This is a genomic window from Bradyrhizobium sp. Cp5.3, assembly GCF_000426265.1.
GTDB classification, from domain to species: Bacteria; Pseudomonadota; Alphaproteobacteria; order Rhizobiales; family Xanthobacteraceae; genus Bradyrhizobium; species Bradyrhizobium neotropicale.
In genome coordinates this window covers 92,624-107,023 of the sequence record NZ_AUFA01000012.1, presented here as the reverse complement: position 1 = coordinate 107,023, position 14,400 = coordinate 92,624, and the positions used below count along the sequence as shown (strand labels likewise).

The following is a 14,400-nucleotide window of genomic DNA, read 5'->3' as shown; positions in this document are numbered from 1 at the left end:
CTTCCTCCATCGTCATTGCGAGGAGCCCTTGCGACGAAGCAATCCAGTAACCTTCCGCGGATGCATTTCTGGATTGCTTCGCTGCGCTCGCAATGACGGCAATTGGGCACGGTGTCTCCCCAACGTCGTCCTGGCTTTCGCTAGGACGACGTGTTGGATGGTCTTGCGCGAAATGGCGAGCGTGCCTTCGCGGCACCCCGGTTCCCGCCCCCTTGAAGTCGCTGCTGCGATGCACGATCTTTGCCTGGGACCGTTCAAGACACACGATGGCATCATCCGAAATCACGCTCGAGGCCGTACCTTCCATCGGCGAAGTCTCGCCAGAGGATTGGGACGCCTGCGCCAATCCCGCCAGACGGCGCAATGGGTCTGGCCCGGGAACCTCATCTCCCCTCCCAGGCGATTCCGCCGGCCTCTCAAGAGGCGCCTATAACCCGTTCGTCTCCCACGCGTTTTTCGCGGCGGTTGAGAAATCGGGTTCGGCGACGCCGCGCACCGGCTGGGGCCCGCGGCATCTCGTGGCCAAGATCGACGGCCGCGTCGCAGGCGTCGTACCCTGCTATCTGAAATCGCATTCGCAGGGCGAGTACGTCTTCGACCGTGGCTGGGCGGATGCCTATGAGCGCGCCGGCGGCCGCTATTACCCGAAGCTGCAAGTCTCGGTTCCCTTCACGCCGGCAACGGGGCCGCGGCTCCTGATCCGCGACGGCGTAGACCGCGACCACATCGCGGAGGCGCTGGCGAGCGGGCTGGTCGCGCTGTGCGGCGTCAGCAAGGCCTCTTCGGTGCACGTCACCTTTGCGCGCGAGGACGAATGGAAGCTGCTCGCAAGCCACGGTTTCCTGCAGCGAACCGACCAGCAGTTCCACTGGCACAACGAGGGCTTTGCGACCTTCGACGATTTCCTCAGCACGCTGAACTCGCGCCATCGCAAGTCGATCAAGCGCGAGCGGCGCGACGCGCTCGCCGCAGGCATCAGCATCCACTGGCTCAGGGGCAGTGACATCACCGAGGACGCCTGGGACGCCTTCTTCGAATTCTACATGGAGACCGGCTCGCGCAAATGGGGCCGGCCTTACCTGACGCGCGAGTTCTTCTCGCTGATCGGCGCGACCATGAGCGAGGATGTGCTGCTGGTGATGGCGCGGCGCAATCACCGCTGGATCGCGGGTGCGATCAACTTCGTCGGCTCGGACACGCTGTTCGGCCGCAACTGGGGCGCGGTCGAACATCATCCGTTCCTGCATTTCGAGGTCTGCTACTACCAGGCGATCGACTTCGCGATCAAACACGGACTCGCATATGTCGAGGCTGGCGCGCAGGGCGAGCACAAGATCGCGCGCGGCTACCTGCCGCGGACGACCCATTCCGCCCACTTCATCGCCGATCCCGGCCTGCGCCACGCCATCGATGATTACCTCAAGCGCGAACGCGCCTATGTTGCGGAAGCCGGCCGCGAGCTCGCCGAGCTCGGGCCGTTCCGGAAAGGCGCGGACGAGGCGCCTTGACGGCTTCTCCGACGTGATGACAGTAAGGCCGCAACTTCAGGAGCCGCCGCATGACCGCCTACGATCCCAACAACATCTTCGCGAAAATCCTGCGCGGCGAATTCCCTTGTTACAAGGTCTATGAGGACGAGCACGTGCTCGCTTTCCTCGACATCATGCCGCGCTCGCCCGGCCATACGCTCGTCATCCCGAAAGCCCCCGCCCGCAACATCCTCGACATCAAGCCTGACGACTATGCCCATGTCGCGCGCGGCGCGCACAGGATCGCGGCAGCGGCGATGAAGGCGTTCGACGCCGACGGCATCACCGTGCAGCAGTTCAACGAGCCTGCTGGTGGACAGGTCGTATTTCACCTGCACATGCATGTGATGCCACGCCAGGACGGCATCGCGCTGCTGCCGCCCGCGAGCCGCAAGGAAGACGGCAAGGTGCTGGAAGAGCATGCGGCGAAGCTGATCGCGACGTTGAAGGCGGGTTAGGTCTTTCCGCCCGTCATTCCGTCTCGAAATCCCCCGGCTGCGGCGCGGCAAGCGGCGTGAATTCGCAGCGATCCGGCTTGATGTCGATCAGCGGCGTGTTGTCGATGCAGTCGAGCCCGCGCACAAGGATCGTGCTGCCCTCGACGCCGACCAGCTTGACGATCGAGGTGCCGATCGGATTGGGCCTGACCGGCGAGCGCAGCGAGAAGGTGCCACGGGTATTCTGGTTGTTCTTCGGGCTCTGCAGGATGATGTCGCGGCGCGAGCGGTCGAGCCAGTAAAGCACCTCGAGATTGCTGTAGAAGTCGACGCCCTTGATCGCCGGCACGAAGGGCTCGAAGATCTCCAGCCGGCACACCGGGCCGTCGTGACGGCCCTGCCGCGGCGTCTCCAGCCGTGAGGTCCACGGCGTCCGGATGCGGCCGATGAAGACGAGGCCGGCATCCGCAGTCGGCGGCAACTCGATGGCGACCTCGCCTTCGCGGAGCTCGTTTTCGCGAACCATTTTTCACTTCCTTGCTGTTCGCGGCGGTTTTAGCCCAACCACCACTTTCCGGCCAGCATGAAGACTTCGCCGGTGACGACGCCTGCAAAAATCGAGCGGCGGGTCAGCAGGAACGCGACGAGGCCGGCCCCCACCGCGCCGTAGCGCAAGCCGTCCGGCACGCTCGCCAGCGCGCCCGGCGGCTCGACCACGATCTGGGCGATGACGCCGGCCAGGATCGCGGTCGCGACCGCCCTCACCCAGACCAGCAGCTCGGAGCCCTCGTCGATGCCGCCGCCGAACCACAGGCCCAGCATGCGCCAAATCTGGTTGGGAATAACGCCGGCGACGAACAGCACGGCGAGCGCGTGCCAGTCACCGATGAGCTGCACGATGGTCATGCGCGCACCTCGCGCCACCAATGCACGCCATAGGCGATCGTGCCGGCTGCAACGCCGCTGACGAGGATGTCGAGGCCGGAGTTCATCTTCGCCGCCAGCGGATACAGCACGATCCCCAGCACGAGCGCGACGACGTCGGCGATCTCACGGCTGTTGCGCGCGGTCGAGAATAGGAAGGACAGCGGCGTCAGCAAGAGGATCGCGCCGCCCAGCGTCTGCGTCAGGTTGGCGGCGAGGAAATATCCGACCGTGTTGGCGCAGAGGCACACCGAGACCAGGCCAAAGCCGAGCCCGTGGACGAAGGCGATACGCCGCTCGCGCGGCACCTGCGGCAGGAAGCGATGGCATTCCACCCACAGCGTCACGGCGGTGAGATGCGCGGCGAAGATCAGCTCGCGCCGTTTTGTCGTTGGCGTGCGCATCAGCGGCAGCACCGAGACCACCATCGGAAACAGCCGGATCGCGCTGACGGTGACAGCGATCGCGGACTGGATGATGGTCGCGCCCGAGCCGAGCGTGGTGATCAGAATGATCTGCGCCGGCCCCGCCCAGACGAACAGCGTCGAGGCCAGCGCCCAGAGCAGGCTGAAATGGGTGTCATGGGCGAGCGCGCCGATGCCGAGATAGGTCACGAAAAGAACGATCGTGAGGATCGTCTGCGTGATCGAGCGCAGCCCCCAAGCAAAGGCGCGCCAGGGGCTTTGCCATTGAGGTGAATCGAGCGGAGGAAGTGCCACGGGAGAGATTTGGCCGGGTGAGGAATCGTGCCTGCATAACGGGCAATGGCAGGCCCCGCGTCAAGGAAGCGTGCGGCGGGGCTGGCATGCGGGCGGACGATACTCACCGTCATTCCGGGGCGCGCCCCCTTAGGCGCGAGCCCGGAATCCATTGGGCCGCAGAGTCTGTTGTGAAATGGATTCCGGGTTCGCGACTTCGTCGCGCCCCGGAATGACGAGGGGAGAGATCCCTACCCTGTCACGCCCCGGTTCTTCAGCACGAAACAGGCGCCGCCCGCTTTGCGGATGCGGTTGCAGAGATCGTCCGCCTCGCTGCGCGTATCGGCGCCGATGCGCACCTGGTAGAAGGCGTGCGTGCCGCGGCTGCGCATCACCGAGCTCAGAAGGCTCGGATCGCGGTTGCCGATCACGGCGCTGAGGCGCGTCACGGCGCGGGAATACATCGCCAGCGCCCTGTTGCGGTCAAAGCCGGCGGCGAGCTGCACGCCCCAGACTTTTGCGGCGGCAAGCTCGACATGCTGCTCGAGCTCGGCGACGAAGGGGTTGGGTGCGCGCTTGAGCAGCGCCATCAGATCGCGACAGCTCGTCGGCGGCCCGCTCGGCGGACCCTTGCCGGTGCTGCCTGCCTTGGCCCAAGCGTCGACCGTCGCGCCGGTGATGGCGAAGACGTAGTGGCGCGTCTGCTCCGGCATGCCGCCGGTGCCGGCGAGCCACTCCTGCACCCGCCGCGGACCGGCATTGTAGGCGGCCGCGGCCAGCCCAAGATTGCCGAACTGGTTGCGCAGCTCGTTGAGAAACTCCGCCGATTTGGGCAGCGCCTGCACCGGATTGAAGGGATCAAGCAGCCCGCGTTCGCTCGCCGTGCCCGGCATGAACTGCGCGATGCCCTGCGCGCGCTCGCCGCTCCGCGTCACGGGCCCCACCGCGTCGGTCTGGAAGCGGCTCTCCTGCCAGATCACGCGGGCGAAGAATTCCAGCGGCAGATTGGCATCGCGCGCCGCCGCCTCGATGATCAGGCAGATCGACTCCCGCGTGTCGCTCTCGCGTGCACTGACCGGCTTTTCCGGCGGCCATGCAAGCTCCTCGACGCTCGGGACGGCGACATTGGTCTTTGCGGGAGTTGAATCCCACGCCGCCGCCTGCGTCGCCGACAGGAGCAATGCGGCCAACATGCGCAGCGGCCTGCGCGCGGCGGAAAGACGTGGCATGCGCGCGGTCCCGAGAGCTGCCAGCCGGAGTCAGCGGCCGAGGAAGAATGCAACCCGCCTCGACGCAAGGCAAGCATATCGGTGGCATACGCCGGTCCGGCGTGCCACAACGTGCTGTGCCAAACTGTGGCATCGCGACATGGGTTAGAGACTTCGCCGATATGTTCCCTGGTCTGCCCCTCCCAATGCTTTTCCTCGCCAAACGGATCCGCACCCTCCTCGTCCTCGCCGTCTGGGCCGTGTTCGTGCTCAGCGTCGCGCCGGCCACGGCACAGGTCACCTGGCGGATGACCACGGAATACCCGCAGAACAACATTTCCGGGATCGGGCTGACGACCTTCGCGAGCCGCGTCGCCGAGCGCACCCACGGTTTCGTGACCGTCAGCAACGCCTTTGACAATGAGCTCAAGATCAGCTCCGGCGAGATGCCGCGCGCCGCGCAGGATGGCCGGATCGCCGGTGGCGATGCGTTTGCCGGCGCCCTCTCCGGCATCAACCCCGTGCTCGGACTGTCCACCCTGCCTTTCCTCGTGCAATCCGTTGACGTCGCCCGCGCCACCAATGTGCGGGCCCGCCCGCTCTATGAGAAGGCGCTGGCGGCGCGCGGCCTCAAGCTGCTTTATGTGACGATCTGGCCGGCAACAGGGCTGTGGTCGGAGCGTTCGCTCGAAGGCGCCGGCGACCTGCCGAAGCTGAATTTGCGCGCCTATGATGCCAACTCCAGCGAGGTCATGCGCGCGTCCGGCGCGAATGCGCAGTTCCTGCCGATGGACACGGCGATCGCCGGCCTGAAGGAGCATCGGCTGAACGCGTTCCTCACCTCCGGCGATGGCGGCGCGGGACGCAAGCTCTGGGACTTCCTGCCGCATTTCACGGCGATCAACTACGCGATGCCGGTTTCGATTGCGTTCGTCCGCAGCGACGCATTTGCCGAGCTGTCCGAACCGATGCAGCGCGAAGTATTGGCCGCGGCTGAAGAGACCGAGCAAAGCCAGCTCGCGCTGCTCGCCAATCGCACCTCCGAAAACTATGCGCGGATGCGCGACAATGGGGTCCGCATCACTGAGCCGGCGCCACCCTCACTTGTCGCTGCGCTCCGGAAGGCGGCGACGAGCGCGATCGCCGCCTGGGAGACCCAGGCCGGCACGGATGCCGCCGCGATCGTCGAATGGGCCCGGCAGCAATGACGCTTCGGCTCTTGACTTGAGAGCCGATCCAACTAGCAACGGGGCGGTATCAACGCAGGCTCGGCCCGGATGCAAACCATCTATTTCGATCTCGACGGCACGCTGACCAATCCCAAGCCGGGGATCACCCGCTCGATCCGGTACGCGCTGGAGCGGCTTGGCGCGCCTGTTCCGAGCGAGGACGAGCTGACCTGGTGCATCGGGCCGCCGCTGCACGCCAGCCTGAAGAAGCTCACGGGCACCGACGAGCTCGCCGATCGGGCGCTGCTGCTTTACCGCGAGCGCTTCAGCGAAGTCGGCCTGTTCGAGAACGAGGCTTATGACGGCATCAAGGAGACGCTGGGGGCCATTGCTGCGACCACGCCGCGCATGTTCGTCGCGACCAGCAAGCCCGCGGTTTACGCCAACCGCATCATCGATCATTTCGGCCTGCGGCCCTATTTCGAGCGCGTGTTCGGCTCCGAGCTCGACGGCACGCGGGTCGACAAGCGCGACCTGCTCCGCTACGCGCTCGACGAGGCGAAGGTCGATCCCAACAGCGCGATCATGATCGGCGACCGGAGCCACGACGTGATCGGCGCCAGGACCAACGGCATGACCGCGATCGGCGTGCTCTATGGCTATGGCAGCGAAGCCGAGCTTAAGGAGGCCGGCGCGCATCACATCTGCGCCGCGCATCCCGAATTGCTCGGCCACTGCGTGACGTGAACCTCAGGCGCTGACGGTCGCAACCGCCGTCAGCACGCGGCGGATCAGCTCGCCGCCGCGTCGATCTCCGTGGGCTCGACGGTGTCGACCGGCAGCGCGAACTGCTCGACGCGCTTGTACGGCTTCCTGTTGAGCAGGAGCCGCGTCACATCGGGCCGCGAATAATGCCCGGCAGGATCGGCGGCGTTCTTGGCAACGCCGATGGCACCGAGATCGATCTCGGCAATCAGAAGCCCCTCCTGATCGGGCGCAAGCTTCTCCCCGATCTGGCTGCCATCGGGCCCGTAGATCGCGGCAAAGCCGCCGCCGGCATGCAGCAGCGCGTGCTTGTCGGGCCGGTCGCAGAGTTCGTCGATCATCGCCTGCGACACGGTCGCGCAAGGCGCGAGCACGAAGCAGGAGCCCTCCACCGCATAGACGCGCGAGGCGGCATTGTTCACCTCGGCGCCGAGCGCCGGCGCGAAGGGATCGTAAAGCGAGAAGCTCGGCCAGGCGGCAACATGGACCTGCTCGTTCTGGGCATACATGGCGTATTTCGACAGCGGCTGGAGATGCTCCCAGCAGCAGAGCGCGCCAAGGCGCCCGATGTCGGACCTGGCGTGGACAGCAAGGTCGCTGCCGTCACCCTCGCCATAGACCGTGCGCTCGGCATGGGTCGGGCGCAGCTTGCGGCGCTTTGCGATCGTCTCGCCGTCCGGACCGATCAGCCATTGCGCGAGATAGAGGCTGCCGCCGTCGCGCTCGGAGAGGCCAAGCACCGCCGTGAGCCCGGCCTTGCGCACCGCATCGCGCAGCTTCTCGGCCTGCGGACTGTCATAGGATAGAGAGTTGTCGAAATAGCGCTGCACGAAGCCGCGGCCGATCGCCCAGGCCGGCGAGTCCAGCCAGATGTGCCAGGGATAGCCGGGGATGAAGGCCTCCGGAAACGCGATCAGCTTCGCGCCCTTTTCGGCCGCCTCCCTGATCAGCGCAATTGACCTGTCGATGGACGCGTCGAGATCGAGCCAGGCCGGTGCCGCCTGCACCACTGCGACCTTGTATTTCGGATGTTCGATGCCCATTCCCGCCTCCTATGGTCCACTTGGACAAGGCCGCTTTCCGGTTGATCACGGCACACGCCCGATGCAGTCTATTGGGCCACGGCCGGAGGGCGCCCGCTCGACCGCCACGGCACGAAAATTCGACCGGAACGGCGGTCCGGACTTTGCAGCCGGTCGATCTCGGCGCCTGAATGCTGTTTTGGCGATGTGAAAGGGAGGCCTGCTGATGACCATCCAGTTCACGACGGACGGCAGCCCCGGCCACCGGCGCCTCGCCCTCTGGCAGGACATCGTATGCGACGTCTTCGTCGGGCTCGACTGCAAGTCCGACCTCGGCAGCGCGTTTCACGGCTCGGTCACGCGAGGCATGCTCGGCAAGGCCGTATGCTCAGAGGTCCGCTCCGACCGTCAGCACGTCTACCGCACGCCCTCCCGCATCGCGCGTTCGGATCAGGATTTCATCCTGATCGCGCTCGGCGACCGCGGCGCCGGCGGCGTCGTACAGGATGGCCGCGAGACCGTAATCCATCCCGGCGAGTTTGCGCTCTATGACACCACGCGCCCCTACGAGCTGAAATTCGACCACGCCTTCACGCAGACGATCTTCATGGTGCCGCGACAGATGCTGCAGCGGCGGCTCGGCGCGAGCGAGACGCTGACCGCGATGTCGTTCGGCGCCGACGCACCGCTGGAGCGGCTCCTACGACTTCATCTACAGACTGTGCCGGAGCGCCGACCGGATCGATCCCGGCAACGCCGCTATCCTCTCGGAGCAGGCCGTAGACCTGCTGGCGATGGCGCTGAGCGGGCGGCTCGGCAAGAGGTCACTGCCCTCCTCGACCCACCGCTCGGCCCTGCTCTACCGGCTGAAGGCGCACATCCGCGCACGTCTCGCCGATCCCGAACTCTCGCCGTCGGAGACCGCGGCCGCGCTCGGCATCTCGCCGCGCTATGTCAACGATCTCCTCGCCGACGAGGACACCTCGTTCCAGCGCTACGTCCTCGCCGAACGTCTCGCCCAATGCAGGCGAGACCTTGCTTCGCCCCTGCTCAGCCATCGCCACGTCAGCGAGATCGCCTTCGCCTGGGGTTTCAACGACCTCTCGCATTTCGGCCGCGTCTTCCGCGAACATTTCGGCATGTCGCCGCGCGATTTCCGGCAGAGCCAGTTGCGGCACTGAGCCATCAGCGCCAGCCTTCGTCAGGGACGAAGGCAAGGCTTGGGAATTCCAGATTGTCTTGTCCATGCGCGTGCCTCAAGCTGGCGCGCATGAAGACCGACTCCACGATAAGCGGATCGGAGATGTTGCTGACCGTGATCGCGATCCGGCTCGCGGTGCTGGTCCTGGTCGGCTGGAGCCTGCTTCTGCTGCCGCGGCAGGCTCACGAAAGTGTGCCCGCTTGCACCGCCGCCTTGGCAACGACGGCGACATCGAACGCAGCCGGCTCGCAACATGTCAGCGATGCCGCGTTCGACGACATGCTTCTGCACGACTAGCGCCAGTCTTGAGCAAGTGCGCAGCGATCGACATTCCGCTGATCATCCAGCGAAGCTGGCCCTGACCTATGCCCGCAGCGCCGGGAGGCCTGCGGTCGGAGCAGGAACTCACGGTGTCCTGCCGGGTTACGATCGAGCTGACAATTTCCTAATCCGGGGATGAATCACGGCCCACGTCAAGCACGCATCCCCCATGTCGTCCGCCTCGATCGAGCATGCCGACGGCCTGCCGCAGCCACAACGCAATCAGGCGATCCTCACCATCGCGCTTGGCATCATCATGGCGGTCGTCGACAGCGCGATCGCCAATGTGGCGCTGCCGACGATCGCGGCTGATCTCAATGCGAGCCCGGCCTTCTCGATCTGGATCGTCAACGGCTATCAGCTCGCCATCACGATCTCGCTGCTGCCGCTGGCGTCCCTTGGTGAGATCGTCGGCTATCGCCGCGTCTATCTGGCGGGGCTTGCACTGTTCACCCTCGCCTCCGCCTTCTGCGCGGCGGCGCATACGCTTCCGCTGCTGACCATCGCGCGCATCGTCCAGGGTTTTGGCGCGGCCGGCATCATGAGCGTGAATGCCGCGCTGGTGCGCTTCACCTATCCACGCAGCCTGCTCGGCCGCGGCATCGGGCTCAACGCGCTCGTGGTCGCCTGCTCCGCCGCAGTCGGGCCGACGCTCGCCGCCGGCATCCTCGCGGTGGGAAGCTGGCCCTGGCTGTTCGCCATCAACATCCCGCTCGGCGCGCTGACACTCGCGTTGGGTTTGCGCAGCCTGCCCCATACCAGCCCCGCAAGCCATTCCTTCGACTGGCAGAGCGCCGGGCTCAGCGCGATCACGTTCGGCGTCGGCATCGCCGCGATCGACAGCGTCGGCCATGACGAGGCGCCCGTGATCTGGCTCTTCCAGTTCGCGGTCGCCCTCGTCGCAGGCGCGCTGCTGGTCTACCGCGAAACCCACATGACCTCGCCGCTGCTGCCGGTCGATCTCCTGCGCATCCCGGTCTTCGCGCTGTCGATTGCGACCTCGATCGCCTCCTTCTGCGGTCAGATGCTGGCCTTCGTCGCGCTTCCCTTCTACCTCCAGAGCCGCTTCGGCTATTCGGCCGTGCACATGGGTCTGCTCATCACGCCCTGGCCGATCGCGGTGGCCTTTGCCGCGCCGCTTGCCGGCCGTCTGGTCGAGCATTATCCGGCCGGCCTGCTCGGCGGCATCGGGCTGACGCTGTTTGCCTGCGGCCTCGGCGCGCTCGCCTTCCTGCCCGCCGCGCCCACGTCGCTCGACGTGATCTGGCGGATGGCGCTCGCAGGCCTCGGCTTCGGCCTGTTCCAGACGCCCAACAACCGCACCATGATCGCAGCCGCTCCGCGCGAGCGCTCAGGCGGTGCCAGCGGCATGCTGGGCACCGCGCGGCTGCTCGGCCAGACCACCGGCGCGGCACTGGTGGCGCTGTTCCTCGGCCGCTATCCGCTTGAGGGAACCAGGATCGCGCTCCTCACCGGCGTCGGCTTCGCCCTGTGCGGCGCCGTCCTGAGCATGTTGAGACTATCGTCCGCCGGCGCCCGCGGCGCGGAGCACGTGCGGGTGCAGGATGCGCAGCGGATGAAGGGCGATTGATGCCGTCCAACGGGCCGTGACAGCGGACAGCAAAAAGGCCAGCTTTGCAGCCGGCCTTTTCGATTTCATGGCGTTCGGGTCAGGCTTTGACCAGCGGGCCCTTGGAGGTCGGCCCCTTGGAGCCGCCGGGGCCGCCCGGCTTGTTGGACTTGCCCGGCGGGCGCTTGCGGGTGCCGGGCAGCTTCTCCTGCTTCGGCGTGACCGGACCCTCGACGAATTCGAAGCCGATCTTGTCCTTGGTCTCGTCGGCCTCGTCCTTGACCACGACGACGCGGACGTGGCCACCGCCCTTCAGCTTGCCGAACAGCACCTCGTCGGCCAGCGGCTTCTTGATGTGCTCCTGGATCACGCGGGCCATCGGCCGCGCACCCATCTGCTCGTCGTAACCATGCTGAATCAGCCAGACCTTGGCGGGCTCGGACAGCTCGATGGTGACGTCGCGGTCGCCGAGCTGGGCCTCGAGCTGCAGCACGAACTTCTCCACCACCGTGCCGATCACCTCGACGCTGAGGTGGCCGAACGAGACGATGGCATCGAGGCGATTGCGGAATTCCGGCGCGAACTGCCGGCTGATCGCCTCGTGGTCGTCGCCTTCCCGCTTGGAGCGGGTGAAGCCGAACGCCTGCTTGGCGAGATCGGACGCGCCCGCGTTCGTGGTCATGATCAGGATCACGTTGCGGAAATTGACCTGCTTGCCGTTATGGTCGGTGAGCCGGCCGTGATCCATGATCTGGAGCAGCACGTTGTAGAGGTCGGGATGCGCCTTCTCGATCTCGTCGAGCAGCACCACGCAATGCGGATGCTGGTCAACGCCATCGGTGAGCAGGCCGCCCTGGTCGAAGCCGACATAGCCGGGAGGCGCGCCGATCAGGCGCGACACCGTGTGCCGCTCCATGTATTCGGACATGTCGAAGCGCAGGAGCTCGACGCCGAGCGTCGCTGCGAGCTGCTTTGCCACCTCGGTCTTGCCGACGCCCGTCGGACCCGAGAACAGATACGAGCCGATCGGCTTTTCCGGCTCGCGCAGGCCAGCCCGCGACAGCTTGATCGACGCAGCAAGTGCTTCGATCGCCTTGTCCTGGCCGAACACCACACGCTTCAGCGTCTGCTCGAGATGCTTCAGCACCTCGGCATCGTCCTTCGACACGCTCTTCGGCGGAATCCGGGCCATCGTGGCGATCGTGGTCTCGATCTCCTTGATGCCGATGGTCTTCTTGCGCTTGTTCTCGGCGACCAGCATCTGCGCCGCACCTGACTCGTCGATCACGTCGATCGCCTTGTCCGGCAGCTTGCGGTCATGGATGTAGCGCGAGGAGAGCTGAACCGCCGCCTCGATCGCCTCATTGGTGTATTTCAGCCGGTGGTAGTCCTCGAAGTAAGGCTTGAGGCCCTTGAGGATCGCGATCGCGTCCTCGACCGTCGGCTCGTTGATGTCGATCTTCTGGAAGCGCCGCACCAGCGCGCGGTCCTTCTCGAAGTGCTGGCGGTATTCCTTGTAGGTGGTCGAGCCCATGCAACGGATGGTGCCCGAGGCGAGCGCGGGCTTGAGCAGGTTCGACGCGTCCATCGCCCCGCCCGACGTCGCACCCGCACCAATCACGGTGTGGATCTCGTCGATGAACAGGATGGCGTTGGGATGCGCCTCGAGCTCCTTCAGCACCTGCTTCAGGCGCTCCTCGAAATCGCCGCGATAGCGCGTGCCCGCGAGCAGCGTGCCCATGTCGAGCGAGAACACGGTGGCGGCGGCCAAAACCTCCGGCACCTCGCTGTCGACGATGCGCTTGGCAAGCCCTTCCGCGATCGCGGTCTTGCCGACGCCGGCCTCGCCCACGAACAGCGGATTGTTCTTCTGCCGGCGGCACAGCACCTGGATGGCACGGTTGATCTCGGAATTGCGTCCGATCACCGGATCGATCTTGCCGTCACGCGCCTTCTTGTTGAGGTTGACGCAATAGGTTTCGAGCGCCTCGCCCTTCTTCTTGGAGTCCTCGTTGCCCTTGGTCTCGGTCTCCTCGTCGACGCCGCGAACGGGGCGCGCTTCCGAGACGCCCGGCCGCTTGGCGATGCCGTGGCTGATATAGTTGACCGCGTCGTAGCGCGTCATGTCCTGCTCCTGCAGGAAATACGCGGCATGGCTCTCGCGCTCGGCGAAGATCGCGATCAGGACGTTGGCGCCCGTCACCTCTTCGCGACCGGAGGATTGCACATGGATCACCGCGCGCTGGATCACGCGCTGGAAACCGGCGGTCGGCTTGGCGTCGTCGGCGCCATCCGTCACCAGATTTTCGAATTCGGTCTCAAGATAGTTGACGAGGCTCGTGCGCAGCTTGTCGAGATCGACGCTGCACGCGCGCATCACGGCAGCCGCATCGGAGTCATCGATCAGCGACAGCAGAAGGTGTTCGAGCGTCGCGTATTGGTGATGACGCTCGTTTGCGATCGCCAGCGCACGATGCAGGGATTGTTCAAGGCTTTGGGAAAAAGTCGGCATTCGCGTCCTCTATGGCCCCCACCATCATGATCGCCATCGCCCGGTCAGGCAACAACAACCTTTGTCACATATAGTTATACAAGATCGCGGCAAAAGACCGGTTCCGCGACTTGAGGGCGTTTGCGCACCCACGGAATTCTCGATGCAAAACCCGTTCCGATCTGGGCAAGAATCTGGACGAGAATCTGGGCAAGGATTTGGGCAGGATTGGCGCCGGCGCAACCTTCCGTAGCTTTGCCGGCCAGACGGGAGACCCGCGCGCAACGGTCACGTGGCCACCGAAGAAGAACCCGGCTTCGAACGCGCGGCTACTTCTTTTCCATTACGCATTGCAGCGGATGCTGGTGCTTGCGGGCGAAATCCATCACCTGCGTGACCTTGGTCTCGGCAATCTCGTAGGTGAACACGCCGCACTCCCCGATCCCGTGATGGTGGACGTGGAGCATGATCTTGGTTGCAGCCTCGACGTCCTTGTTGAAGAACTTCTCCAGCACGTGAACGACGAACTCCATCGGCGTGTAGTCGTCGTTCAGGATCAGGACGCGGTACAGGTTCGGCCGTTTGGTCTTGGGTTTGACCTTGGTGATGACCGAGGTGTTCGGACCGGACACATTGCCGGGACGGTTCTCGTCATTGCTCATCCGCGGAGCGTACGCAGCGGCTGGCGCGGACAGGTCTGGTCTTGAAGTCAATTGCGGCATGGCACAGGCGTTCAAATTCCCCACGGAAGCGGATGACGGTCCGCCGCGACCCAGCCCTTCGGGGCCTCGCGCGGGCGCGCCGCCTCTTGGATCGCCGCTCCCCGACCGGTCCGGTCTCGGCCGGGTCGGTCACGAGGGAATATGGGCCTGCCCCCCGCCCGCCGCAAGCGCGCAAAGGTCCGGCCGCTGCGGCCGCAAAGGTCCCGATTCCCGATCGGGCGATCCTGACTGAGGTTAATCAATCCGGACCGATTTGACAAAAATTTCCGCCCCACCCGTTTAGAACGTGTTGACCAGGAACCCGACGTTAGTGCCCGCGCGATGGCTTGGCGCGGGATAACTC

Annotated in this window: 13 protein-coding genes and 1 pseudogene; 7 read left to right on the top strand and 7 right to left on the bottom strand. The window is 65.5% G+C overall.

The features are described 5' to 3' along the window. Positions 1 to 266 precede the first annotated feature (266 nt). Together K289_RS0119500 and K289_RS0119495 are read left to right on the top strand one after the other, a co-directional pair. Entirely contained in the window at positions 267 to 1,508 is a 1,242-nt protein-coding gene (locus K289_RS0119500) for a GNAT family N-acetyltransferase (protein ID WP_027553069.1), read from the top strand. A 50-nt stretch (positions 1,509 to 1,558) separates the two neighbouring features. Continuing rightward, the gene (locus K289_RS0119495; protein ID WP_027553068.1) at positions 1,559 to 1,987 is read left to right on the top strand and encodes an HIT family protein; all 429 of its coding nucleotides are present in this window, start codon (positions 1,559 to 1,561) and stop codon (positions 1,985 to 1,987) included. A 13-nt stretch (positions 1,988 to 2,000) separates the two neighbouring features. On the opposite strand, the gene tsaA is transcribed toward K289_RS0119495, so the two are convergent. The 4 genes from tsaA to K289_RS0119475 all read right to left on the bottom strand — a co-directional run bounded on the left by tsaA (position 2,001) and on the right by K289_RS0119475 (position 4,817). Further along, positions 2,001 to 2,492, bottom strand: a complete 492-nt coding sequence (gene tsaA / locus K289_RS0119490) for a tRNA (N6-threonylcarbamoyladenosine(37)-N6)-methyltransferase TrmO (protein ID WP_027553067.1) — start codon at positions 2,490 to 2,492, stop codon at positions 2,001 to 2,003. 29 nt (positions 2,493 to 2,521) lie between these two features. Further along, positions 2,522 to 2,872, bottom strand: coding sequence for an AzlD domain-containing protein (locus tag K289_RS0119485; protein ID WP_027553066.1), 351 nt, complete (start codon positions 2,870 to 2,872; stop codon positions 2,522 to 2,524). Further along, positions 2,869 to 3,609: an AzlC family ABC transporter permease gene (locus K289_RS0119480; RefSeq protein WP_027553065.1), complete on the bottom strand. Its 741-nt coding sequence runs from the start codon at positions 3,607 to 3,609 to the stop codon at positions 2,869 to 2,871. The genes K289_RS0119485 and K289_RS0119480 overlap by 4 nt, the downstream gene beginning before the upstream one ends. A gap of 230 nt (positions 3,610 to 3,839) precedes the next feature. Further along, positions 3,840 to 4,817, bottom strand: coding sequence for a lytic transglycosylase domain-containing protein (locus K289_RS0119475; RefSeq protein WP_051310681.1), 978 nt, complete (start codon positions 4,815 to 4,817; stop codon positions 3,840 to 3,842). 161 nt (positions 4,818 to 4,978) lie between these two features. Here K289_RS0119475 and K289_RS0119470 point away from each other — a divergent pair, with 161 nt between their 5' ends. Together K289_RS0119470 and K289_RS0119465 are read left to right on the top strand one after the other, a co-directional pair. Then, positions 4,979 to 6,004 carry a TRAP transporter substrate-binding protein gene (locus K289_RS0119470; RefSeq protein ID WP_027553063.1) on the top strand — a complete coding sequence of 342 codons (1,026 nt, stop codon included), beginning with the start codon at positions 4,979 to 4,981 and terminating at the stop codon, positions 6,002 to 6,004. 69 nt (positions 6,005 to 6,073) lie between these two features. Next, positions 6,074 to 6,712, top strand: coding sequence for an HAD family hydrolase (locus K289_RS0119465; protein WP_027553062.1), 639 nt, complete (start codon positions 6,074 to 6,076; stop codon positions 6,710 to 6,712). A 44-nt stretch (positions 6,713 to 6,756) separates the two neighbouring features. Here the strand turns inward: K289_RS0119465 and K289_RS0119460 are convergent, their stop codons facing one another. Beyond that, positions 6,757 to 7,773: a carbon-nitrogen hydrolase family protein gene (locus tag K289_RS0119460; RefSeq protein ID WP_027553061.1), complete on the bottom strand. Its 1,017-nt coding sequence runs from the start codon at positions 7,771 to 7,773 to the stop codon at positions 6,757 to 6,759. Between the two features lie 205 nt (positions 7,774 to 7,978). Here K289_RS0119460 and K289_RS44730 point away from each other — a divergent pair. From K289_RS44730 to K289_RS0119445, 3 genes and pseudogenes are all read left to right on the top strand, one after another. Further along, positions 7,979 to 8,933, top strand: a pseudogene (locus tag K289_RS44730) (helix-turn-helix domain-containing protein). A gap of 89 nt (positions 8,934 to 9,022) precedes the next feature. Continuing rightward, positions 9,023 to 9,250, top strand: coding sequence for a hypothetical protein (locus K289_RS0119450; RefSeq protein WP_027553060.1), 228 nt, complete (start codon positions 9,023 to 9,025; stop codon positions 9,248 to 9,250). A 193-nt stretch (positions 9,251 to 9,443) separates the two neighbouring features. Further along, a complete protein-coding gene (locus K289_RS0119445; protein WP_027553059.1) occupies positions 9,444 to 10,865 on the top strand; it encodes an MFS transporter in 1,422 nt (473 codons plus the stop codon). Between the two features lie 79 nt (positions 10,866 to 10,944). On the opposite strand, the gene clpA is transcribed toward K289_RS0119445, so the two are convergent. Together clpA and clpS are read right to left on the bottom strand one after the other, a co-directional pair. Continuing rightward, the gene (gene clpA / locus K289_RS0119440) at positions 10,945 to 13,356 is read right to left on the bottom strand and encodes an ATP-dependent Clp protease ATP-binding subunit ClpA (protein WP_027553058.1); all 2,412 of its coding nucleotides are present in this window, start codon (positions 13,354 to 13,356) and stop codon (positions 10,945 to 10,947) included. A gap of 308 nt (positions 13,357 to 13,664) precedes the next feature. Continuing rightward, the gene (gene clpS / locus K289_RS0119435) at positions 13,665 to 13,997 is read right to left on the bottom strand and encodes an ATP-dependent Clp protease adapter ClpS (protein ID WP_027553057.1); all 333 of its coding nucleotides are present in this window, start codon (positions 13,995 to 13,997) and stop codon (positions 13,665 to 13,667) included. Positions 13,998 to 14,400 lie beyond the last annotated feature (403 nt).

What these genes read in the sequence shown, in the direction of transcription:
- clpS (WP_027553057.1), bottom strand. Translation starts at nt 13,997, where the DNA reads ATGAGCAATGACGAGAACCGTCCCGGCAATGTGTCCGGTCCGAACACC.
- tsaA (WP_027553067.1), bottom strand. Translation starts at nt 2,492, where the DNA reads ATGGTTCGCGAAAACGAGCTCCGCGAAGGCGAGGTCGCCATCGAGTTG.
- K289_RS0119460 (WP_027553061.1), bottom strand. Translation starts at nt 7,773, where the DNA reads ATGGGCATCGAACATCCGAAATACAAGGTCGCAGTGGTGCAGGCGGCA.
- K289_RS0119465 (WP_027553062.1), top strand. Translation starts at nt 6,074, where the DNA reads ATGCAAACCATCTATTTCGATCTCGACGGCACGCTGACCAATCCCAAG.
- K289_RS0119445 (WP_027553059.1), top strand. Translation starts at nt 9,444, where the DNA reads ATGTCGTCCGCCTCGATCGAGCATGCCGACGGCCTGCCGCAGCCACAA.
- K289_RS0119475 (WP_051310681.1), bottom strand. Translation starts at nt 4,817, where the DNA reads ATGCCACGTCTTTCCGCCGCGCGCAGGCCGCTGCGCATGTTGGCCGCA.
- clpA (WP_027553058.1), bottom strand. Translation starts at nt 13,356, where the DNA reads ATGCCGACTTTTTCCCAAAGCCTTGAACAATCCCTGCATCGTGCGCTG.
- K289_RS0119485 (WP_027553066.1), bottom strand. Translation starts at nt 2,872, where the DNA reads ATGACCATCGTGCAGCTCATCGGTGACTGGCACGCGCTCGCCGTGCTG.
- K289_RS0119500 (WP_027553069.1), top strand. Translation starts at nt 267, where the DNA reads ATGGCATCATCCGAAATCACGCTCGAGGCCGTACCTTCCATCGGCGAA.
- K289_RS0119450 (WP_027553060.1), top strand. Translation starts at nt 9,023, where the DNA reads ATGAAGACCGACTCCACGATAAGCGGATCGGAGATGTTGCTGACCGTG.
- K289_RS0119495 (WP_027553068.1), top strand. Translation starts at nt 1,559, where the DNA reads ATGACCGCCTACGATCCCAACAACATCTTCGCGAAAATCCTGCGCGGC.
- K289_RS0119470 (WP_027553063.1), top strand. Translation starts at nt 4,979, where the DNA reads ATGTTCCCTGGTCTGCCCCTCCCAATGCTTTTCCTCGCCAAACGGATC.